We start from the raw sequence: 21,098 nt of genomic DNA on the forward strand, positions 1-21,098 counted from the left end.
GCACTTCAAAACCTGTTGATTTACAAGCCCTGTCGATTGCCATAGCCTCCATCTCTCGGTCGGGGGGATGAAACATGGACGTAATCAAGGGCGTGCGCGTGCCGGAGCGGCTCTATCGCGGTGTGCTCTGGCTTGTTTCAGTAGTTTTCGCCGGGTTCATCATCGGTCTGGGAAATCTGGTGATCGGCGATCTGCCGATGGTGGAGAACCAGGTCTATTCCAGCCCGGTGGAGGATGGGCCCGAAGTCCGCAAGCTCCGGGCCGAACTGCGTCGGGTCGAAAGCGAGCAGCAGGCCATAAACGACCGACTGGAAATCCAGCGTCTCCAGCTTGAACAGGCCCAGCGCGCCTCGCAGACCGGCACCGAGACCTTCCGTGCGTGGATTGCGGCACGCACCGCCACCACGAATCCCGAACAGGATCCCGAAGTGCTTGCGCGCACGCGCGAGCTGGAACGGCTCAAGGCCAATGAACGCGCAGTGCAGGAACGGATCGCGGGGCTTGAAAACCAGCGCGCGCCGCTGGATCAGAAGGCAGGCGCCCTTCGCGAACAGGAACAGCGGCTGATCGCCGAAGCTTGGCCCGCGCGCGAACGGGCGATATTCTGGCAGGAACTGCGCATCTTCGGCCTGCGGCTTGCCATCACCCTGCCGATGCTGCTCGCCGCAGTGTGGATGGTGGCGAAGAAGCGCAAGAGCGACCACTGGCCGCTGATGCGCGGTTTCGTGCTTGCGGCAGTCTTCGTGTTCTTCGTGGAACTGGTGCCTTATCTGCCCAGCTATGGCGGCTATGTGCGCTATGCGGTCGGTATCATCCTGACTTTCGCGGCAGGCCATTTTCTCGTCAAGAACATGCGCGCCTATCTGGCGCACCGGCAGGAAGTGGAAGCACAGGCCGAACAGGAGCGCCGCGCCCGCGTCAGCCATGACGAGGCATTCAAGAAGATGGCCGCCAAGGTCTGCCCCGGTTGCGACCGTCCAATCTCAACCACGGGTGATGCGGAAGCCAATTTCTGCGTCCACTGCGGCATGACGCTGTTTGATCACTGCCACCACTGCAACACGCGCAAGATGGCGTTTTTCCGCTACTGCATGACCTGCGGCACACCTGCGCAGGACAAGGAGCAAGTAGCTGTGGCGCCTTAGGAAACTGCGCAAAACTTGCGGCAGCGGCTTGCAATCGGGACCATGGCGGCCAATTTTGCCAGCAAAGCAGCCAAGGAGTTTCCCAAGCGTGACCAAGAAGACCGACTGGACCGGCAAGGCAGCCATGGCAGGCGCGGCAATCGGATCGGCGGCTCTGGCGGCCGCGCTGCTCTATGCCTCGCGCCGCAAGGAGCGCGCGGAAAAGCCTGAACCCAAAGAGCCGCACGCCGACGCCCCCGAAACAGACTGAGGCCGATCAGCCAGAAAGTCCGCCGGGGCGCGTGACCGCGAAGTAGAGGACGTAGAGCCACGACAGCACCCCGTGGATCGCGGCCCAGACGATAGACTTGTTGACGCTCCACGATATGGCCACGGCAATGGCCGAACCAAGGCCGATTCCCGCCTTGGCCGCGCCTTCGGTGCGGCCCGTCACGGATCGACCCCGGCCGCGATGGCCTCAAGCCTGCGCAGCCTTTCGCGCATGTCCGCAAGGTCGATCCGGCCGGCGACATCGGTCGGCCCGGCCCGCTCAAGTTCATAGCGGCGGAAGGCAAGCCATCGCTCCCAGCCGCGAAGGGCCGCAAGGGCAATCATCCCCAGCCCCAGCAAGGTAGAGAGCGCATAGACGATTTCAGCGATGGGAAGATCGGAAGTCATGGGCGCAACTCCCTGTTGCAAGTGATTTTACTGATCGCGCAGGGCTTCGATCTCGCGGGTAAGACGGCGGGTTTCACCATCTTCGGTGGCAATGCGTTCCAGCACCTCCAGGCGCTTGCGCAAGTCGGCCACTTCGCGTTCCAGCGCGGCAGTATAGGCCGGATCAGCCTCCGAATGCTGGCGGCTGTCCGCGCCCCTGTTCTGATAACGGTCGCGGTTCATGCGGATGCTGGCCCAGGCAATGATCGCGAAGATCGCCACGAGGGCGCTCCAGAAAGACATCGGATCTCTCCTCAGTTGACCTTGGCAGAGCGCAGATGCTCGATCTGCAAGGCAAGGTCTGCGTTGTTCTCGGTGGCGATGCGTTCCAGCACGCGCACCCGCTGCTCCAGCCGTTCGGCCTGAGCCGCATACTGGGCAGCCTTCTCAGCGGTCTGATGCGAAAGGAGTTCAAGTTCCCGTTCACGGAAGGCAAGGCGGCGCTTGTAGGCATCACCCAGCACCCCCATCACCACCGGCACCACCACCAGCATGAAGGCAAGACCATAGACAAGGTTTTCGCTCACAGTGTTCTCCCCTGATCACGTCGGCGCAGCGCTTCGATCTGTCCGGCAACCTCGAAGCCACGGTCCGTGACGATTGCCTCGACGTTCGCAAGCCGCATCTGCGTCGCTTCAAGCTGCGCCCGAAGGTTGATGTTCTCCTCGCGCAGCGCCGTTACCGCTTGATCGTCAGATCGCTGGGTCTTGCCTCCCCATTCGTCTTCCAGGGCATAACCATGCCGCGCACGGATCCAGTTGTTGATGGTCCAGCCAAGGGTCGACACGGTTACGATGGCGATCACGAATTCAGGTCCGGCCCAGTTCATTGCGGTCTCCTGTCATCAACGGCAGACCTGTCGAGGCGCAGCGCTTCGATTTGCTGGGTCAGCCCAAAGCCGCTGTCGGTGACGATCCGTTCGACATTGGCCAGCCGATCCTTCACTGCGCCAAGTTCGGCACGAAGCTGCGCGTTCTCCTGGCTGAGCAGCTTGATCCGCTCGATCTCGGCAGTGGAGGTCTTTGGATACACCGCCTGCCCCCATGCGCCATCGAGGGGATAGCCATGACGGACCCGCAACCATGTGGTGACAACCCATCCGGCAACGCCAGCCACCGTGACAGTGACAATCAGCGGCGTCATGCCGGCAAGCTGCGCAAGGTCTTCGATGGCCATTACAGCCTCCGATCTTCAAGCGACGAAGCATCGCGACGCAGCGCTTCGATCTGCGCGGCGGTGTCGAACCCCTTGTCGGTGACGATACGTTCCAGAACGCGGACGCGCTCTTCCAGTTCGCGGGTGTGCTGCGCATATTGCGCGGCCTTTTCGGCACTCAGTTCGGCGGTTGCCTTGATCTGCATTTCGGCAATCTTCTGGCGGTGCTTTGTCCAGATCGCCACGATCGGAATGCACAGCGCAACCACCGGGATAAGCGCGCCGATTTCGGCAGGTCCCATGATGTTCAGTCCCCCTCAGGAATGGTCAATGCGAGCGCTGCCTTCAGCGCAGCTTTTCGATTTCGGCGGCAAGGCGCGGGTTGGAGTTGACGTAGAAGCTTTCCACATCGGCCAGACGGCGGTCGATATCGCGGAACCTTGCCCGCACTTCACGGGCGGTGCGGGCAGGCGACTGGCGCACGCGCTGCCAGAACTGCTGTTCGTCACGGTCCGAATAGAGAAAGCCGGGCTTCTTCGGCGTGATCATGCCCAGCACGAAGTAGGCAAAGAACGGCCAGCCCATCGAGAAGCCGAGGATCAGGAACGCCAGACGAATCCACAGGGCATCAACGCCAGTGTAGTCAGCGATCCCGGCACAGACGCCCATGATCTTGCCATTGACCTTGTCGCGGTAGAAGCGGGTGCGCGGGCTGTTCACTTCACGGTCCTCCCCTGTTCGGCGAACATGCGATCGAGTTCGCGCAGTTTCTGGTTGTCGGCTTCGCTGTCATGGACGATGCGCGCAGGCTGGAACCCCGGATTGTCGGCAGCCACCAGGCGCTCCACCGTATCCATCCGTTCATCCAGACGGCGGGCAAGCTGATAAAGCTCTTCCAGCAGCGCCTCGTCACCGCTGGTCAGGGTGGCGGCGGTCTTCCACTTGGTGATGTAGTGCAGGATCAGCCAGGGCAGGCCCACGAAAATCGAGACGACGGCGGTGAGCGGAATCAGATCTTGCATGGCTCATCCCTCCTTGCCAAGCTGGCGCTTCATGGCTTCGAGTTCCTCGTCGATCTTGTCCTGCCCGGCCAGTGCGGCGATCTCGTCGGCAAGCGTGGCCTTGCCCGAACCATCGGCAAGGCTGAGGGCATCGGCGCGGCCTTCGGCGTAATCGACACGGCGCTCAAGCTGGTCGAAGCGGGCCATGGCCTCGTCCACGCGCTCGCTGGCCAGCAGGCTGCGCAGCCGCACGCGGTTCTCGGCGCTTTCCAGCCGCGCGGCGATGGCGGTCTGGCGGCTGCGGGCTTCGCGAAGGCGGGTCTGGAGCTTCTCGATGTCCTGCTCGTATGCGCGCATCGCATCGTCGAGCACGGCAATCTCGGCCTTGAGCTGCTCGGCCATGTCGGCGGCCTTCTTCTTTTCCACCAGAGCCGCGCGCGCCAGATCCTCGCGATCCTTCGACAGCGCAAGCTGGGCCTTTTCCGCCCAATCGGCCTGAAGCCGCTCAAGCTTCGCCACATGGCGGCCCATTTCCTTCTGATCGGCAATGGTGCGCGCGGCCGAGGCACGGACTTCGACCAGCGTCTCTTCCATTTCCATGATGATCATGCGGATCATCTTGGCCGGGTCATCGGCCTTGTCGAGCAGGTCATTGAAATTGGCGGCAATGATGTCGCGGGTCCGCGAGAATATGCCCATCAGGTTTACTCCGGGGTTGAAAGTGGGGCGCGGCATGGCGCCATTGCTCTGGCCGAAGGCCGTATCGGCCGATCTGCGCAGACGATCGAGTTCGGCATCGAGGCGGGTGGTGCGTTTGCCCTCGCCAGTGCCGGACCGGATCGGGGAAAGCTCCTCGTCCATCATGCCAGCTCGCCGGTGATGGCGGCAGACGAGGCCATCACCGTGGGCACGCTGCCGACCTGCTGGGTCAGGGCAACGCAGCACAGCACGACCATGGCACCGATGCTGGCAAGACTGGCGCGGCCAAGCTGGGTGGTGAAAAAGCGGGCGGTGTACATCAGCATGGACCTTTCGGTGATGAATACCAGTTGTTGGCTGGGTTGTCCCACACTTAGCAAACGGTGTGCCAAACTCAGAAAACCCCCATTTCGCGTGCCTTGCGGCGCGTATTTTCCTTTCTCATGTGGAAAATATTGCAAAGACTTGGTGAACAGCGCTAACTTTGCGGCATGGATCGGGAAGTTCAGTTTATCGGCCAGTCCGGCGCGTTTCTCGATGCGGTCGAGCGTGCCAGCCGCGCCGCGCCGATGCGGCGTCCGGTGCTGGTCATCGGCGAGCGTGGGACCGGCAAGGAACTCATCGCGGAACGCCTCCACCGCCTGTCCACCCGCTGGCAGGAGCCGCTGGTGACGATGAACTGCGCCGCGCTTCCCGAAACGCTGATCGAGGCCGAACTTTTCGGGCACGAGGCCGGAGCCTTCACCGGCGCCACCCGCGCACGCAGCGGCCGCTTCGAGGAGGCCGACAAGGGCACGCTCTTCCTCGACGAGCTGGGGACGCTTTCCATGGGTGCGCAGGAGCGGCTGCTGCGCGCAGTGGAATACGGCGAGGTCACACGCATCGGGGCCAGCAAGCCGATCCGCGTCGATGTGCGCATCGTGGCTGCCACCAACGAGAATCTGCCAAAGCTGGCCGAACAGGGCCGATTCCGCGCCGACCTTCTCGACCGGCTCAGCTTCGAGGTCATCACCCTGCCGCCCCTGCGCGTTCGCGAAGGCGATGTTGCGGTGCTGGCCGACTATTTCGGGCGGCGCATGGCTGCTGAACTGCACTGGGATGCCTGGCCGGGCTTTGCCCCGCCCGTGCAGAAGGCCATGGACGAATATCTATGGCCCGGCAATGTGCGTGAACTGCGCAACGTGGTCGAACGCGCGGTCTATCGGTGGGATGACTGGACAACGCCGGTTGGCCATGTCCAGTTCGATCCGTTCGAAAGCCCGTGGAAACCAGCGCAGTCACCGCGTGCGGACGCCCCGGCTGCGGAAGGCACCTCTGCGCCGCATTCTCCGGCAGTGCCCGTGGCCGACCTCGATGGCATCGACGATCTGCGCGCCGCGGTGGATTCCCATGAACGCGCGATCATCGAGCATCACCTTGCGCGCAACCGTTTCAACCAGCGTCAGACTGCCAAGGCGCTGGGTCTGACATACGACCAGTTGCGCCATTGCATGAAGAAGCACGGCCTCATGGAAAAGCCCTGACCGCGCACAGGCAGCCGGAGCCACGCGCCTTTGCACAAGGGTCGCAAACCCGTTAACGCCGAGCGCGCATGTCTCTCACCCGCCTGACCTTGCGCGATTTCCGCAATCATGCCGCCACCCGGCTTGACGGGATGCGTGCGTTCAACGTGCTGGTGGGCGAAAATGGCGCAGGCAAGACCAACGTGCTCGAAGCGATCAGCCTGCTTGCGCCGGGGCGCGGCCTGCGCAGGGCACATCCGGCGGAAATGTCCGGGCGCGCCAGAGATACCGGATTGGCCACCGGAGGCTTTGCCGTGGCGGCTGAGCTTGAGCACGGCGTGGTGCAGATCGGCACTGCGACATCTGCCGATGCGCCAGGTCGGCGTTCGGTGCGAATCAACGGTGCGGAAGGTCCGGCCGCCCGGCTGGCCGAATGGCTCTCGATCACTTGGCTCACGCCTGCCATGGACCGGATCTTTGCCGAAAGCGCGGGCACGCGGCGACGCTTTCTCGACCGGCTGGTGCTGGCGCGCGAACCGGGCCATGCCCGCAATGCTACCCGCTTTGAAGCCGCACTGCGCGAGCGCAACCGGCTGCTGACCGAACCGGCCGAACCCGATCACGTCTGGCTCGACGGGATCGAGGCGCAGATGGCCGAAGCCGGCGCCGCGATAGCCGCTGCCCGCAGCGCGCTGGTTGCCGATCTGGCCAGCGCGCTGGAAACCGTGCCCGAACAGCCCTTCGCACGCCCCTTGCTCGCCTACGCCAGCGATGTCCCGCTCGATGCCGAAGCGCTGCGAGCCGCCCTTCGCGAAGGGCGACGCCGCGACCGCGCCGCAGGCCGAACGTTGACCGGCCCGCACCGCGATGATCTGGCCGTAAGGCTGGCGGCCAAGAATGCCCCGGCGGCAGATTGTTCGACCGGCGAGCAGAAGGCCATGCTCATCGCCATCGTGCTTGCCCATGCGGCGCTGGCGGCCGCAGAACGCCCACGCCTGCTGCTGCTGGACGAGATCGCCGCCCACCTTGATCCGGTGCGGCGCGGCGCCTTGTTCGAACGGCTTGCCGCCAGCGGCGCACAAGTGTGGATGACCGGCACCGAAATGGCGCCCTTTGCCAATCTTGCAGAGCACAGCGCCGTGTGGCGCGTGACCGATGGTCAGGTGGCGCGGCTCGGCTGAACCGCGCCGCTGGTCATCACCCGAAAACTTCCAGATCGGTGGGATTCTTGGGGTCCGCGCCAAACCGGTTCGGCCCGCGCGTGCCCTCGATGCACATGAAGATGAACACGATCAGCCCGCCGACATAGGGGATGAAGCCGAGCAGGATGAACCAGCCCGACTTGTCCTGATCGTGGAAGCGGCGCACCTGGACCGCGATCGAGGGGATGAAACTGGCAATGCCCCAGATCGCCAGAAGTGCAAGGCCCGCATAGAACAGACCGCCCGGTTCCGCCGGCCCGCTTTCATCAAACGTCATTCCGCCCGCAAGCATCAAGGAAACGCAGATCATGGCCACGATGAAGGACAACAGCGCGAACATCCAGTATTCCTTGCGCCGCGAACGGCCCGAAAAGTCGGCATAGCGCCGATACGGCATGAGCATCCATTCCATGAGACTTCCCCCCTCGACAGGTTTGAGGAAGCAACGACACCACGGAATGCAGAGCGCGGCAAGTATGCGCCGTCACAATGGTGCAGTTCTTCGGCAATGGGGGCTGAACGCGCGGCGCGCCTAATTTAGCCAGCCTGCCTCGCGATACCATGCCGCCGTGGCGTGAAGGCCCATGCGGGTTTCCACCTGCGGGGTCCATATCTCTGGCGGCGGTTGCAGGCCTGCGCCCACCCGCCAGTCGGGGTGGCACATGTAGCCCACCCGGTCCATCGTCAGCTTGGCCCCGTTGCCCCGGAACCGGGTATCAAGCTTCGCGCCAAGGCGCAGGACACCGGCGGGAAGATTGATGGCCGTGGCGCGTCTGCCCACCGCCATGCCAATGGCCTTGGCAAGATTGGTGTTGGTCCATCCCCCCGGCGTGCCATCATCGGGTTCGAAGGTCATGTGCGTCACCGCCTCGCCGCCGGGAACAAGCGCCAGCAGCAGCCGGGCAAGATCATTGACATGAATGATCGAAAGGTGACCCTGCGGCGGCAGGGGCACAATGCCACGCCGCGCCAGCCGGAACAGTTCGAACATTTCGGTATCGCGCGGGCCATAGACCGCAGGCGGACGCACAACCGTCCAGTCAAGGCTGCTTGCCTTGACGATCTTTTCGCCGCGCAGCTTGGACTTGCCATAGACCGAAAGACCCGGCTCGCGGGCAGAGAGCGACGAGACATGGATGAAGCGCGGCACCCCCGCATCGAGCGCGGCATTGACCATGTTGAGCGTGCCCCAGACATTGCCCTGCTCGAACCCCTGCGCATCCGGCGCGTTGACCACGCCCGCGATGTGCAGAACCACGCTGGCCTTGCCGACCAGCCGCTGAAGCGCGCGCCTGTCGTCAAGATCGCCCTGCACCCATTCCACCCCGGCCCGCGCCTCCTGCGGGCGGCGCGCAAGCGCGCGGACCTCAATCCCCGCGCGCGCCGCCTGATCGAGCACGGCTTGTCCGACGAAGCCGGTGGCTCCGGTAATCGCCAGCAGTTCTGCGGCCATTACAACAGCACCATCTGGTCGCGGTGGATCAGCGCCGAACGCGGCGCATAGCCAAGGATTGCCTCGTGATCGCGGCTGTGGCGGCCTTTCAGGCGCATGCACTCGGCCGCATCGTATTCCGAAAGTCCGCGGCCAAGCGTCGTCCCGTCAGGCGCGATCACGGCAATGGCATCACCGCGCTGGAAATCGCCATCAACGGCGGTGATCCCGGCAGCAAGCAGGCTGGAGCCGCGCGCAAGAGCGGCCGCCGCCCCGGCATCCACAGTCACACTGCCGCGCATCCGCATCCGCCCGCCGAGCCATGCCTTGCGCGCCTGCTTGCGCCCGCGCGGCAGAAACAGGGTGCCCCGATCCGCCTTGATCGCGGTGCCGATCGGTGCGTCCGGCTGCCCATCGATTATGGCAAGTGCCATGCCTGCCAGCTCGGCGATTTCGGCCGCCTGAAGCTTGGATGTCATGCCCCCCGAACCCAGGCCCGACGACGATCCGCCGGTGGCCATGGCGTGGATTTCGGGCGTGACGCCGCGCACCACCGGGATACGGACCGCACCGGGCAGGCGCGGGTCGCGATCATAAAGGCCGTCGATGTCGGAAAGCAGCAGCACGCCGCTTGCACCCGCTGCCTGCCCCACCCGCGCGGCAAGCCGGTCATTGTCGCCAAAGCGGATTTCCTCGGTGGCGACCGAATCGTTCTCGTTGATGACCGGCACCGCACCAGCGGCCAGCAGCGTGCCAAGGGTGGCCGTGGCATTGAGATAGCGACGGCGATCCTCAAGGTCTTCCAGCGTCAGCAGGATCTGCGCCGCGGCAAGGCCATGGTTCGACAGGAGCTCCGCCCACAGGCCCGCAAGCGCGATCTGCCCGACCGAAGCGGCCGCCTGCGCATCCGCCAGACTGCCGCGCCCGCCCTTTGCCAATCCCAGCTTGCGCGCACCAAGCGCGATGGCGCCTGATGACACGACGATCACTTCCTGTCCGGCCGCGCGCGCTGCCGCGATTTCGGCGACAAGGGCTGCCAGCCATTCCCGGCGCGGTGCGCCATCCTTGCCCACTAGCAGCGCCGAGCCGACCTTGACCACAAGGCGCGGACAAGTGGCAACATCGGTGAGATGGGCAAGCTGGCTGATCTTCATGAGGGCCGCTTAGGGGATTTGTCGTGCTGCGTGAAGGGTGACCGAACTTGCCGCAAGCGCGGCTCGCCGATCAGATCGGCGACCATGGCTTCTGGTCGGCCTCCTCCTCAACCTCGCCGGTCGGCCGTTCGGTGACCGTGGCCGCAGGAAGGTGGTCAAGCACCGCATCGAGCAGGGCATTCATGCCCTTCCCGGTCGCGCCCGATATGGGATAGACCTTGCCCGCGCCCGCATCGCGCAGTTCCTTCGCAAATGCCTTGACCAGTTCGGCATCGACCAGATCGATCTTGTTCAGCGCAATCAGCCGCGGCTTCTCGTCCAGCCCCGCGCCATAGGCGGCAAGTTCGCCCTCGACGATATGCATGGCCTCGACCGGGTCCGTCTCGCTGTGAATGTCGATCAGGTGGATCAGCACGCGGCAGCGTTCGATATGCCCAAGGAATCTGTCACCGATGCCTGCACCTTCGGCAGCACCCTCGATCAGGCCCGGAATGTCGGCCAGCACAAACTCGCGATTGCGATGACGCACCACGCCAAGCTGCGGCCGCAGCGTGGTGAAGGCATAGTCGCCCACCTTGGCCTTGGTATTGGTGATCTGGTTGATGAAGGTCGATTTGCCCGCGTTGGGCAGGCCGACAAGCCCTGCATCGGCCAGCAGCTTCAGCCGCAGCCAGACATACATTTCCTCTCCCGGCCAGCCGGGGCCGTGCTGGCGCGGGGCACGGTTGGTCGAACTCTTGAACGAGGCGTTGCCCCGGCCGCCGTCGCCCCCGCGCAGCAGAACCTCGCGCTGGCCTGCCTCGGTCAGGTCCAGCAGCACGGTCTCGCGGTCATCGTCGAGCACCTGCGTGCCCACGGGCACCTTGATGACAAGATCCTCGCCACCTGCGCCGGTGCGGTTCTTGCCCGCACCGCCATGGCCGCGTTGGGCCTTGAAATGCTGGGTGTAACGAAAGTCGATCAGCGTGTTGAGACCGGCCACCGCCTCGAAGATGATATCGCCGCCCTTGCCGCCGTCACCGCCGTCCGGTCCGCCATACTCGATATACTTCTCGCGTCGGAAGCTGACGGCGCCGGGGCCGCCCTGACCGGAACGCACGAAAATCTTGGCCTGATCGAGAAAATGCATGAAGCTAACGTGTCCACTGGCAGGGCCGAATGCAAGAGCGCCCTCGCCCCCTAAGCGAGCCTGCTGGTCCCGTTCATGGAGTTCCCGGAAGCTTCGGACCGCAGGCGCCTGCCCAATCAGGCGGTCCGGTTTGGCCGGCCCGCAATTCCTGCTGAGGATACCGGCCGGTGATACCTGGTGGAGCCGAGGGGGATCGAACCCCTGACCTCGTCATTGCGAACGACGCGCTCTCCCATCTGAGCTACGGCCCCGTTCCCGGTATCGCCCGGTTCCGCCGCGATACCGCAGCAGGCCGGGAGCGATGCCCCTTAGCGCAGCGCTCCCGGCCTGCAAAGACCCATTTTTCGATCCCCGCCCGCATCAGGGCGCGACAGGAACCGGCAGGCTCAGTTGCTCGCGCTCACCACCACGGGCGATGCGGGGCCAGCGGCGGCCTGCTGCTGCGCAGCCACCAGCGGGCCATACTGTGCCTGCCATTCGGCCAGCGCATTGCGATAGGCTTCATAGCGGCGGTAGAAGTCATCAAAGACGACCTCGATGCTTGGCAGACTGCGCATCGCGAAGGCTTCAAGTTCGTTCGACTTCACCGCCATGCCATCGCGCGAGACCGCCCCGACCGCATCGCAGAAATCGGTCAGCGTCGGCGGCAGCGCAAAGTGGTTATAGACCGACGTCATGTAGGCTTCGCGCGGGGCGATGAACTTCGCGCCGTGCTTCGCCTTCCATTCGGTATCGACCTTGCGATTGACCGCTGCCAGCGTCTTGGCGTGATTGGCAAGGAACGCCTTGTAGCGCGGCAGGATATCGGCATGCTGCGGCGCAAAGCAGTTGAGCGCAGCGACGTTGTAGGCCGAACGCAGGTTCCACAGCATCTGCGCGGGGCTGATGTTGCGGTTGAGCGAAATCCTCAGGCCGTTCGCATCAGCCGGAGGGATCGGCAGATTGTCGGACGCACCATTGGGGGCCACCGGCTTGGGCGGGATGACCACGACCTTCGGCGGCGGTGGCGGGGGTGGCGGCGGTGGCGGCGGCGCCTTGGGTGCGCACGAGGCGAGGCCCACGGCCAGCGCCGCAGTCAGAACGGATGGCGCCAGAATGCGCCGGAACTTGAACATCGGCATTTCCCCCAAAGGAAGAACCCTTCTTCTTGACCAAAGGACCGTCCGGGTTCGCCGGACCTTGCCATTCTCAGGCAGTAAACCATTGCCTGCGCCAACACTAGCGCGGGCGCAAGGCAATGAGAATCCCCGCCGGAAAAGAAAACCCGGCGAAGCCAGACGCTTCGCCGGGTTCGATCGAAACTGCTCCTGCGCGTGAAGTGTCAGCGGCGGTCGCCAAGGAACTGCAGCAGGAACTGGAACATGTTGATGAAGTCGAGGTAGAGGCTCAGCGCGCCAAGCACCACGGCCTTGCCCGCAAACTCGGTCCCCGCCACGTAGGCATACTGTTCCTTCAGGCGCTGCGTGTCGTAGGCGGTAAGCCCCGCGAAGATCAGCACGCCAAGGAAGCTGATGGCCCACTGCAACCCGCTCGACTTCAGGAAGATGTTGATGAGCGAGGCAATGATGATGCCGAACAGTCCCATGATGAGGAAGCTGCCCATGCCCGACAGGTTCTTCTGCGTGGTGTAGCCATAAAGGCTGAGACCGGCAAAGGCGCCCGCCGTGGCAAAGAACGTCGTTGCGATCGAAGCTCCGGTATAGACGAGGAAGATCGTCGACATCGACAGGCCCATGGCCACCGCAAAGCCCCAGAACATGCCCTGAAGGGCCGTGGTCGAGAACTTGTTGGCGCCAAAGCTCATGAACATCACGAAGGCGAGCGGCGAGAGAATCACCAGCCACATCAGCGGCGTGCCGAAGAGAACCTGCGTCATCCCCGACGAGGCCGAGAGCAGCGCAACGATGCCCGAAAGCAGCACGCCGGAGGCCATGTAGTTGTAGATCGACAGCATGTGGCGACGCAGACCCGCATCGAACACTTCGCTGCGGCCCTGGAGGCCGGAAAGGCTCGGAGACGCGCCGAAGCCCGTTCCGGTGGGCCGAGGGTCGTTCCAGTTTGCCATTTTCAAAGCTCCATAAGCGTGGTCCCTGTGACCACTCTCACGGGAATATCGGTGCAAGTGCGACGGCTTTCAAGCGAAACCGGTTCGACCGCCGGGAAATCAATTGTAACGAATTGTTGCGGCACTCATTTCCCGCTGCGGGCCTGCGCAGTCATCTCGGCGCTGCGATCGCGGGCACCGCGCAGGGTATCTTCCATCAGGCGCACGAGGCGGCGGTCATGGTCAAGCACATCAATCCCCACTTGCGTGACCCCGCCGGGGCTGGCCACGCGCCGCGCAAGTTCGGCGGGGCTGTGTTCGGACGCTGCTGCCAGCAGCGCAGCCCCTTCCACCATGGCAAGCGCCAGCCGGTCGGCCTGCTGGCGCGGCAGGCCAAGCGCCGCTGCGCCTTCGGCAAGGGCATCGATGAAGCGATAGACAAACGCCGGGCCGGAACCGGCCAGCGCGGTTACAAGGTCCATCTGGTCCTCGCCCGAAAGCCATTCGGCCTGCCCCAGCGGGGCCATCAGCGCATTGGTCTGCTCTCGTGCGGCGGCATCGGCCTCGCCCACCAGTGCGATCGGCGACTTGCCCAGCGCGGCGGCAAGATTGGGCATGACCCGCACGATTGCCCGTGCTTCGGGGAAAAGCGCACGCAGTGTGGCAAGATCAACTCCGGCAAGGATCGACAGCAGCAGCGTGCGTGCCCCCACGAAGGGGCGCACCGCAGCCGCGGCATCGGCCAGTTGCTGCGGCTTGAATCCCAGGAGGACGACATCGAACGGGCCTTCGCCTTCGGGACCGGACCGAAGCAGGCGCACGCCCTGAGGCGCGGCATCAAGATAGGGGTCGATCACGGTGAAGGATTCGGGCGCAATCCCGGCGGCAAGCCACCCCTGAAGCATGGCGCCGCCCATATTGCCGCAGCCGAACTGGAGAAAAGTGGTATTCATCGGATCACACCATCGACAGACGAACCAGGGTTTTCAGGCTTCGCCGGCGGCATCCACCATGGCGCTGGCCAAGGCATCGGCAGGGCTCTTGTCGCCCCACAGGATGAACTGGAAGGCCGGATAAAAGCGGTCGCACTCGTCCACGGCCGCCTCGATTGTCGCCTGCGCCTGACCGATGCTGAGCAGGCCGTCATCGCCCAGCATCAGGCCGTGCCGGTAGAGCAGGACCGCACCGTTCGACCAGATGTCGAAGTGACCGATCCACACCTGCTCGTTGATGAGCGCCATCAGTTCGTAAACGGCGGCCTTCTTGTCATCGGGAATGCGGATATCGGGCAAACACAGGATCTGGAGAACGTGATCTTCCACCCGCCATATCGCGCGCAGCTGGTAGTTGGCCCAAGACCCCTGGATTTCGCCCGTCAACTCATCGTCCGAAACAAACTCGCAAGGCCAGCCGCGTGCTTCGAACAGCGAGGCGATCATGTCCACCGGGGCGGCCTCATCGCGCTCGCTGTCATCATGGCCCGACCGCATCGTCCGTCCCCTGAACACTCTCTCCGGGCCTCCCTCAAGTGGCGGCCCCGGCAAGGCGAACTGCCCTGCGTTGCTGCGCACCACCGTCAATGGCGGTTAACACCCCGCACCGACAATCACCGCCTAACAGGCGGTTGGGCAAAACTCGACAACCTTGTGGGAAAGCTGTGGACAATGCCGGGAGTGGCACAACCGGCTATTTGAGCGCCAGAACATCAACCGCCTGTCCGGCAGGGCTGGTCCACTGATAGCTGGAGACCCCTGCCTTGCGCAGTCTGTTCACGAAGTCCTGTGCTTCGGCATCGCTTTCGAACGGGCCGGTCAGAAGGCGGAAATTGCTTCGCCATGCCGTGATATAGGGCTTCTGGCCGCGCATTGCCGCAGGCGCCTCCTTGACGATCCGCCGCCATTCACGGTCCATCACGTCGCGGTTGGCACCCGTCAGGACCTGGACCCAGATGCGGCTTGGATGAGCCGGCTTCTTGGGCTTCTCGGCGGCCTTTGCCTTCGCGTCCTTGGCGGGAGCCTTTGCGTCCTTTGCGTCTTTTGCTTCCTTGGCAGTCTGTCTGACATCCTTGACTGTCGGCTTTTCCAGCTCCTTTACCGGCGTCCGGCCGACATCGGCAGGCGCATCGGGACGCTCGCCGCGCGGATCGGCAGCCGCCTTTGGTGCGGGCTTGGGCGGAAGACGCGTTATGTCAACGGCCGCGACGGTCTGTTGCCGTTCTTCAGGCGGCGGGGTGAAGCTGCGGAACATGGCCGCAAAATCAACCGGACGCGGCGCATCTGCTTCGGCGGACGGCTGACCTGTCGGCTGAACCACGGCCACAGTTGCTGATGACCCTGGAGCAGGAGCAGGAGCAGGCGCCGGTGCAGGCGCCGGTGCGGGCGTTGGTGCGGTTCGCGAAGCAGACTGCGTTCCCGGCACCTGCGCGAGATCGAAGCGCGGCGGGCGCTTGTCCGGTGCCGACGCCGGAGGGGACGACGCGATGCCCAATGATTGTGCCGGCGCTGGCGTGGACGATGGCGCTGCGGTAGGACTGGGCGCGGCTGCGCGAACCTGCGCCGCGGAACCGGCATTGGCGGCCAGTGCAACCGGTGCCGAAGTTGATGCTGCGACAGGGGCTGGCGTCGTGGTGGGCGTTGGTGCAGGAGTGGGCGCAGGCGTCGGCTTGGGCGCTCCGGGTGGCAGATCAAGCACCGACAGCACCTGAGGGCGCGGCACGGCATTCGCTGGCGCAGGCGATGGGGGCGCCGCATTGACAAGGGCTGATGTCGATCCGCCCGATGCCGTGACGGGTGCTGGTGCCGACTGCGCCGCAGACCGTGTCGAAGACTGGACCTGAGCCTGAACCTGAGCCTGAACCTGAGCCGGTGGCTGGCCAGAAGCCTGCCCCGCCGCACCTTGTGCGGTTGCCGGAGAACGCTGCGCCTGCGCCAGCACGGTTTTCTGCTCGGCCCGCTGGCGTTCCTCTCGGCCGGGGCGGCGGCGTGCTTCACGGCTGGGCTTTTCGGTTCCAGCCTTGGCCGCCCCGCCAAGCGGCTGGCCTGCGGGTATCAGGCCCGCCTCAGCCATACGCGGCGCTCTGGGATTGGCGGCGGCATACTGCACCACGCGCGGATCATCGCGCCCCATGTCGGCAGCGCGCGGGAAGCGGCCGAAATTGGCGGCGGCCGCCTGCTGGGCCGGGGTGAGACGCGGCATGTAGCGCAGATAGGGCGAAATGCTGGCCGCAAGTTCCTGCGGCATCGTGGCATAGGCAATGGCGATCGCCTCGTCGGGTCCACCCGTGACCGACATCGCAAAGGTGCGCGTGCGCCACGCGGCGCGGTCCTGCTTCTCGATGAGCGGCGCAAGCAGCGCCTCAGCACCGCGCCGGTCGCCCGCAATGGCCAGACTCATCGCGTATCGCCGCGTGATCTCGTCATTGGGGCCACGGCTCAGCGCAACCTGATACCAGCGCTGCGCGCGTCCGTTGTCGCCAACAAGATCATAGGCGAGTGCGCGATCCTCGGCCATTGCAAAGGTATCGGCTCCCGCCTTCTCCGCCTCGTCAAACGCGCGGATGGCATCAACGGGATTTTCCGACGCCAGATACGCCTTGCCCATCAGGGCCTTGGTCCGCGCGTTGCCGGGCTCCACCTCGTCGGCGCGGCGCAGAAAGCCCACCGCCGCATCGGTATCGCCCAGTTTTAGCGCTGCTTCGGCTGCATCGCGCAAGGCAACGGCATTACGCGGATCGGAAGCGAGACGCGCCAGCGCTGCGCTGAGATCCCGGCTCGGACTGGGCGCAACTGACTGCACCACCGGCTGCGATACCGTGGGCACGCCCTGCGCCGAGGCCAGCGCTGGAAAAAGGCCGAAAGCCCCGCCGGAAAGCAGACCAAGCACAAGGCGCAACCTAGGCGCGATGGGGAAACGATCAGTCATCCTGCCGCGCTCATTACCGGACACTTCATGAAGCTGCGGCAACAGGTGTCGCCGCGCGCCTCACGGCTTACTGGTTGTTCTGCCGATTGAGAAACCGGGGAATGTTGAGCGCCGCGCCTTCTTCGGCATCGCCCTGATCTTCAGATCGACCGCCCCGCGAAAGATTGGCCATGCGCTCGAACAGGGTGCTGCCAGAGGAAGGCTTGCTCGCCTGAGGCTCATCGCCCAGTCCCAGCCGCGGCATCCGTGGCGCAGGCTCCGGTTCGGGCGCGCTTTCGGCAGGTGCCTCCATGCCGCCCAGCAGCAGTTCATCCGCGGCGGGCACATCCGGCACGAAAGGCTGCGCTTCATCCGCCGGGGTCAGGTCCAGCGGTTCGGCCACTGGCTCTGCCGGAGGGGTGAAGACCGCAGGCGCAGGTTCGGCCGGAGCGGCTGCGGGCGCGGGCGTGGCAACCGGTGCAGCGGGCGGCGGCGTGTAGACTGCGGCGGCTGGCGCTGCGCCTGCAACAGGAACGGCCGGACCGCGCGACGTGCCGGGAATCGTGACCGGACGCGAAGCGATCTCGGCCTGCTCCTGGCTCTGCTCGATGCCCGTGGCGACAACCGAGACGCGGATCTTGCCATCAAGGTCCGGATTGAACGCCGAACCCCAGATAATGTTGGCGTTGGGATCGACCAGTTCGCGGATATGGTTCGCGGCCTCATCGACTTCGAGCAGCTTCATGTCGTCGCCGCCGATGATCGAAATGATGACGCCCTTCGCGCCCTGCATCGACACGCCATCAAGCAGCGGATTGGCAATGGCGCGTTCCGCCGCCTCAAGCGCGCGGTTCGGGCCTTCGCCCTCGCCCGTGCCCATCATGGCCTTGCCCATTTCCCCCATGACCGAGCGCACGTCGGCAAAGTCGAGGTTGATGAGGCCCGGCATGACCATGAGATCGGTGATCGAGCGCACCCCCTGCTGCAACACCTCGTCGGCAAGCTGGAAGGCTTCCTTGAAGGTGGTTTCAGCCTTGGCCACCAGAAACAGGTTCTGGTTGGGAATGACGATCAGCGTATCGACATGCTTTTGCAGCTCTTCGATGCCAGCTTCGGCTGCACGCATCCGGCGCGTGCCTTCGAACAGGAATGGCTTGGTCACGACACCGACCGTCAGCACACCCTTGCGGCGCGCAACTTCAGCAATGACCGGAGCCGCCCCGGTGCCGGTGCCACCACCCATGCCGGCAGCGATAAAGACCATGTGAACGCCATCGAGCGCACGCTCGATCTCCTCGATCGTCTCTTCGGCGGCGGCGCGGCCCACTTCGGGGCGGGCGCCCGCGCCCAGCCCCTGGGTAATGTCGGGGCCAAGCTGGATGCGCGTTTCCGCGATCGAGTTGTTGAGCGCCTGGGCATCGGTGTTGACGACGATGAAATCGACGCCTTCGATCTGCGCCTTGATCATGTTGGCGATGGCATTGCCGCCCGCGCCGCCAACCCCGATCACCGTGATGCGGGGCCGCAGCTCGTCGATGGCCGGCGGTCCGATGTTGATGCTCATAGTCGGTCTCCCTGCGGGCAAATGCCTTGCGGACTCATGATCCTGCCACAAGCCGTTCCCTGACCCATGGCGCAATCGAACAATTGACGTTGACCTGTTGCACAGGCAGCCGGGCAGAATCAAAGGCCCGGCCTTGTTTTTGCACAGGTTGCAACATTCTCTTTGCCCCGGTTTCCGGCCATTCCGGCGCATTCCCGGCCGGAACGGTGGAAAACCGGATCAGAAGTAGTCCTTCACCGCTTGCCATAGCCGACTCAGCAGACCCCAGCCCTTGTAGGAACCGCTTGCGGCATGAGCGGGGCCAATGCTGCGGATATCCACCGGATCGGCGGCTGCGAAGAGCACAAGGCCCACAAGCGTCGACGAACTGGGCGTGGCGTGGCCGGGCGGCAGGCCCAGCATGGTTGGCGGAGAACCGATGCGCACGGGGCGGCCAAGCGCAGCCTGCACATAATCGGCAAGGCCGGGAAGCTGCGCCCCTCCGCCCGTCAGCACCACCTGCTGCCCTGTCTTGCCCACGAAGCCCAGTGCCTTGAGCGCGCGCGACACCTCTTCGGTGAAGAAGCCGAGCTGCTGGGTGATGACCGAAATCAGCTCGGCGCGGGGAATGCGGTTCTTGTCGTCGGCATGGCGCGCAACCGGACCACCTTCGGGATCGCCGGGAGCGTTGACCGGGATCATCTCGCGATGATCGGCCGGGCTGGCGATGGCCGAACCCGACATGCACTTCAGCCGTTCGGCCTGATAGCGGCGTATGCCGAAGGCCGAGGCAATCGCATCGGTAATGTCGCCCGATCCATACTGGATCACCTGCATTCCCAGCAGCATGCCGGCGGCATAGACCGAAACGGTCGTCACTTCCGCGCCGAACTCGATCAGCGCCACGCCCAGTTCGCGTTCTTCGGGGGTCAGACAGGCATAGCCTGCGGCAACCGGCGCGCCGACGACTGCTTCCACTTCAAGATGGGCGTTCTGCACCGCCTCGCGCAGATTGCGCACCGGGGCACCGTCGGCGAGCATCACATGAATGTCCACGGCAAGCCGTTCGGCATGAAGCCCCTTGGGATCGGGCACGCCATGCGCGCCATCAAGCGTGTAATGCGCCGGTTGGGCGTGGAGCACCGTGCGGCCGTCGGGTTCGATCACCTCGCGTCCGGCCACGAGCAGATGCTCGATATCGTCCTGCTCGATACGGCGGCCGCCAATCTCGACCTCGACCTTCGCCGTCGTGCTGGCAAGGCCCGCCCCCGAACAGCCGATCCAGACTTTCTGGATGCCGACATTGGCCATCTTCTCGGCGCGCTCGATCGCGTCGCGCACCGAATGGGTGGCTGCCTGCATGTCGGTCACATAGCCGCGCTTGATCCCCTGCGCGGCGCGGTGCCCGGAACCAAGCACCACCATCTCGCCAGTCTCCGAAAGCCCGGCGATCATGGCCGAAACGCGGAAGGAGCCGATGTTGACGGCGGCAAAGACCTTGGAAAAACGCGGAGACGCCATGACCGGGGATCAGCCCTCGTCGGTCTTGGCAGCCGCAACGATGCGACGGGCTTCTGCCTTGGCCTGTTCCTCGGCGCGCTTTGCGGCGGCGCGTTCTTCGGCATGGCCGGGGACACGCATGTAGATGCGATCGGGCGCGCGCATGTCGAATGCGGCAACCTTGCCGCCCAGCAGGCGGTTCACGCCATCCATGCGCGCAAAGCTCAGCAGCGCGCTGGCCGATGGCTCCTCGCCTTCGGGCAAGGCCAGAACCTGCCCCGTCTTGAAGGTGAGATTCCAGCGCCGGTTGCCGATCCATTCCGCTTCGGCCACCTGCGGCCGCAGTGCGGGCGCGGCATCGAGCAGATGCGTCAGGGCCTGAACGTTCCTGCCTGCCCCCGGCCCAGAAAGGACCAGCATCCCCTTCGCGCGCTCGGCGCTGACAGTTTCGAGTTCGGCGCCGCTGTCATCGATCAGCACCAGCCGGTCGGTCTTGCGCAGGACCGCATGCGGTGTGCGCTCGACGATATCGATCACCAGCGTATCGGGCAGCTTGCGCGAGACACGGGCATCCTTGACCCATGAAAGACGGTTCAGTTCATCGCGCAGCGCCGCCAGATCAAGCGATGTCATCGCCCGGTCGTTCTGCCCCAGGACCTTTTCGAAGATCTTGCGCTCGTTCATGTGATTGACGCCGCGCACTTCGAGATGGCTGACCTTGAAACCGGCCTTTGCCGCGACCAGCGATGCCTGCTCGGCCGCGAGCGCCGGAACGCCCGCCATGACCGCCACCATCCAGACAAGCCCGCCGACGCCCGCGAGAATGGCTGCCATGACGATACGGTGCAGCGTTTCCTCGCCGAACGGGAGCCAGCGCATCACTTCATCGAACGCGGACCCGGTCTGTCTGCGCGCGGTCTGCACCTTGCGCTGCGCCGTGCGCGTCGCGGCTGCGCGCCGCACGCCTTTTCCGCCCCGCTTGATCGTCTGCGCCAT

The 21,098-nt window shown here is 64.7% G+C and carries 27 protein-coding genes and 1 tRNA gene; 4 read left to right on the top strand and 24 right to left on the bottom strand.

The features are described from left to right. Window positions 1-74 precede the first annotated feature (74 nt). Window positions 75-1,145: a zinc ribbon domain-containing protein gene (locus DKM43_RS14940; RefSeq protein ID WP_109799308.1), complete on the top strand. Its 1,071-nt coding sequence runs from the start codon at window positions 75-77 to the stop codon at window positions 1,143-1,145. An 88-nt stretch (window positions 1,146-1,233) separates the two neighbouring features. Then, on the top strand, window positions 1,234-1,395 hold the full coding sequence (locus tag DKM43_RS16395; RefSeq protein WP_145960532.1) for an LPXTG cell wall anchor domain-containing protein: 162 nt from the start codon (window positions 1,234-1,236) through the stop codon (window positions 1,393-1,395). 6 nt (window positions 1,396-1,401) lie between these two features. On the opposite strand, the gene DKM43_RS16600 is transcribed toward DKM43_RS16395, so the two are convergent. The 11 genes from DKM43_RS16600 to DKM43_RS16535 are packed head-to-tail and all read right to left on the bottom strand — an operon-like array spanning window position 1,402 to window position 5,022. Continuing rightward, a complete protein-coding gene (locus tag DKM43_RS16600; RefSeq protein WP_201739887.1) occupies window positions 1,402-1,578 on the bottom strand; it encodes a hypothetical protein in 177 nt (58 codons plus the stop codon). Next, the gene (locus DKM43_RS14945; RefSeq protein ID WP_109799309.1) at window positions 1,575-1,802 is read right to left on the bottom strand and encodes a hypothetical protein; all 228 of its coding nucleotides are present in this window, start codon (window positions 1,800-1,802) and stop codon (window positions 1,575-1,577) included. The genes DKM43_RS16600 and DKM43_RS14945 overlap by 4 nt, the downstream gene beginning before the upstream one ends. A 27-nt stretch (window positions 1,803-1,829) precedes the next feature. Next, complete coding sequence (locus DKM43_RS14950; RefSeq protein ID WP_109799310.1) at window positions 1,830-2,084, bottom strand: hypothetical protein; 255 nt, start codon at window positions 2,082-2,084, stop codon at window positions 1,830-1,832. An 11-nt stretch (window positions 2,085-2,095) separates the two neighbouring features. Beyond that, entirely contained in the window at window positions 2,096-2,368 is a 273-nt protein-coding gene (locus DKM43_RS14955; RefSeq protein ID WP_109799311.1) for a hypothetical protein, read from the bottom strand. Further along, a complete protein-coding gene (locus DKM43_RS14960) occupies window positions 2,365-2,670 on the bottom strand; it encodes a hypothetical protein (RefSeq protein WP_109799312.1) in 306 nt (101 codons plus the stop codon). The genes DKM43_RS14955 and DKM43_RS14960 overlap by 4 nt, the downstream gene beginning before the upstream one ends. Further along, window positions 2,667-3,017, bottom strand: coding sequence for a hypothetical protein (locus DKM43_RS14965; protein WP_407938509.1), 351 nt, complete (start codon window positions 3,015-3,017; stop codon window positions 2,667-2,669). The genes DKM43_RS14960 and DKM43_RS14965 overlap by 4 nt, the downstream gene beginning before the upstream one ends. Continuing rightward, on the bottom strand, window positions 3,017-3,298 hold the full coding sequence (locus tag DKM43_RS14970) for a hypothetical protein (protein WP_109799313.1): 282 nt from the start codon (window positions 3,296-3,298) through the stop codon (window positions 3,017-3,019). The genes DKM43_RS14965 and DKM43_RS14970 overlap by 1 nt, the downstream gene beginning before the upstream one ends. A gap of 43 nt (window positions 3,299-3,341) precedes the next feature. Then, entirely contained in the window at window positions 3,342-3,716 is a 375-nt protein-coding gene (pspC, locus tag DKM43_RS14975; RefSeq protein WP_109799314.1) for an envelope stress response membrane protein PspC, read from the bottom strand. Further along, window positions 3,713-4,018, bottom strand: a complete 306-nt coding sequence (pspB, locus tag DKM43_RS14980) for an envelope stress response membrane protein PspB (RefSeq protein WP_109799315.1) — start codon at window positions 4,016-4,018, stop codon at window positions 3,713-3,715. The genes pspC and pspB overlap by 4 nt, the downstream gene beginning before the upstream one ends. 3 nt (window positions 4,019-4,021) lie before the next feature. Next, complete coding sequence (gene pspA / locus DKM43_RS14985; RefSeq protein WP_109799316.1) at window positions 4,022-4,858, bottom strand: phage shock protein PspA; 837 nt, start codon at window positions 4,856-4,858, stop codon at window positions 4,022-4,024. After that, window positions 4,858-5,022, bottom strand: a complete 165-nt coding sequence (locus DKM43_RS16535) for a hypothetical protein (protein WP_161554104.1) — start codon at window positions 5,020-5,022, stop codon at window positions 4,858-4,860. Before DKM43_RS16535 ends, pspA begins: the two co-directional genes overlap by 1 nt. A 165-nt stretch (window positions 5,023-5,187) precedes the next feature. Between DKM43_RS16535 and pspF the strand changes: the two genes are divergently transcribed. Continuing rightward, the gene (gene pspF / locus DKM43_RS14990) at window positions 5,188-6,219 is read left to right on the top strand and encodes a phage shock protein operon transcriptional activator (RefSeq protein ID WP_109799317.1); all 1,032 of its coding nucleotides are present in this window, start codon (window positions 5,188-5,190) and stop codon (window positions 6,217-6,219) included. Between the two features lie 68 nt (window positions 6,220-6,287). After that, window positions 6,288-7,379 (top strand): DNA replication/repair protein RecF, encoded by a 1,092-nt coding sequence (gene recF / locus DKM43_RS14995; protein WP_109799318.1) that lies wholly within the window; start codon window positions 6,288-6,290, stop codon window positions 7,377-7,379. A gap of 16 nt (window positions 7,380-7,395) precedes the next feature. On the opposite strand, the gene DKM43_RS15000 is transcribed toward recF, so the two are convergent. The 13 genes from DKM43_RS15000 to DKM43_RS15065 all read right to left on the bottom strand — a co-directional run bounded on the left by DKM43_RS15000 (window position 7,396) and on the right by DKM43_RS15065 (window position 21,098). Further along, complete coding sequence (locus tag DKM43_RS15000) at window positions 7,396-7,812, bottom strand: DUF805 domain-containing protein (RefSeq protein ID WP_109799319.1); 417 nt, start codon at window positions 7,810-7,812, stop codon at window positions 7,396-7,398. Between the two features lie 120 nt (window positions 7,813-7,932). Next, window positions 7,933-8,853 carry an NAD-dependent epimerase/dehydratase family protein gene (locus DKM43_RS15005; RefSeq protein WP_109799320.1) on the bottom strand — a complete coding sequence of 307 codons (921 nt, stop codon included), beginning with the start codon at window positions 8,851-8,853 and terminating at the stop codon, window positions 7,933-7,935. Continuing rightward, window positions 8,853-9,986, bottom strand: a complete 1,134-nt coding sequence (gene proB, locus DKM43_RS15010; protein ID WP_109799321.1) for a glutamate 5-kinase — start codon at window positions 9,984-9,986, stop codon at window positions 8,853-8,855. Before proB ends, DKM43_RS15005 begins: the two co-directional genes overlap by 1 nt. A gap of 70 nt (window positions 9,987-10,056) precedes the next feature. Next, complete coding sequence (gene obgE, locus DKM43_RS15015) at window positions 10,057-11,115, bottom strand: GTPase ObgE (RefSeq protein WP_109799322.1); 1,059 nt, start codon at window positions 11,113-11,115, stop codon at window positions 10,057-10,059. A gap of 175 nt (window positions 11,116-11,290) precedes the next feature. Beyond that, a tRNA-Ala gene (locus DKM43_RS15020) sits at window positions 11,291-11,366 on the bottom strand. Between the two features lie 135 nt (window positions 11,367-11,501). Beyond that, window positions 11,502-12,230 carry a hypothetical protein gene (locus DKM43_RS15025; RefSeq protein ID WP_161554105.1) on the bottom strand — a complete coding sequence of 243 codons (729 nt, stop codon included), beginning with the start codon at window positions 12,228-12,230 and terminating at the stop codon, window positions 11,502-11,504. A gap of 206 nt (window positions 12,231-12,436) precedes the next feature. Continuing rightward, the gene (locus tag DKM43_RS15035; protein ID WP_109799325.1) at window positions 12,437-13,180 is read right to left on the bottom strand and encodes a Bax inhibitor-1/YccA family protein; all 744 of its coding nucleotides are present in this window, start codon (window positions 13,178-13,180) and stop codon (window positions 12,437-12,439) included. A gap of 125 nt (window positions 13,181-13,305) precedes the next feature. After that, the gene (proC, locus tag DKM43_RS15040; protein WP_109799326.1) at window positions 13,306-14,112 is read right to left on the bottom strand and encodes a pyrroline-5-carboxylate reductase; all 807 of its coding nucleotides are present in this window, start codon (window positions 14,110-14,112) and stop codon (window positions 13,306-13,308) included. A 33-nt stretch (window positions 14,113-14,145) separates the two neighbouring features. Further along, window positions 14,146-14,649, bottom strand: a complete 504-nt coding sequence (locus tag DKM43_RS15045; RefSeq protein ID WP_109799327.1) for a type III secretion system chaperone family protein — start codon at window positions 14,647-14,649, stop codon at window positions 14,146-14,148. A gap of 196 nt (window positions 14,650-14,845) precedes the next feature. Then, complete coding sequence (locus DKM43_RS15050) at window positions 14,846-17,080, bottom strand: SPOR domain-containing protein (RefSeq protein ID WP_109799328.1); 2,235 nt, start codon at window positions 17,078-17,080, stop codon at window positions 14,846-14,848. Between the two features lie 67 nt (window positions 17,081-17,147). Continuing rightward, window positions 17,148-18,623, bottom strand: coding sequence for a cell division protein FtsZ (gene ftsZ / locus DKM43_RS15055; RefSeq protein ID WP_109799329.1), 1,476 nt, complete (start codon window positions 18,621-18,623; stop codon window positions 17,148-17,150). Between the two features lie 219 nt (window positions 18,624-18,842). After that, complete coding sequence (gene ftsA / locus DKM43_RS15060; RefSeq protein ID WP_109799330.1) at window positions 18,843-20,123, bottom strand: cell division protein FtsA; 1,281 nt, start codon at window positions 20,121-20,123, stop codon at window positions 18,843-18,845. A 9-nt stretch (window positions 20,124-20,132) separates the two neighbouring features. Further along, entirely contained in the window at window positions 20,133-21,098 is a 966-nt protein-coding gene (locus tag DKM43_RS15065; RefSeq protein ID WP_109799331.1) for a cell division protein FtsQ/DivIB, read from the bottom strand.

Source organism: Novosphingobium meiothermophilum (genome assembly GCF_003171715.1).
GTDB lineage: Bacteria > Pseudomonadota > Alphaproteobacteria > Sphingomonadales > Sphingomonadaceae > Novosphingobium > Novosphingobium meiothermophilum.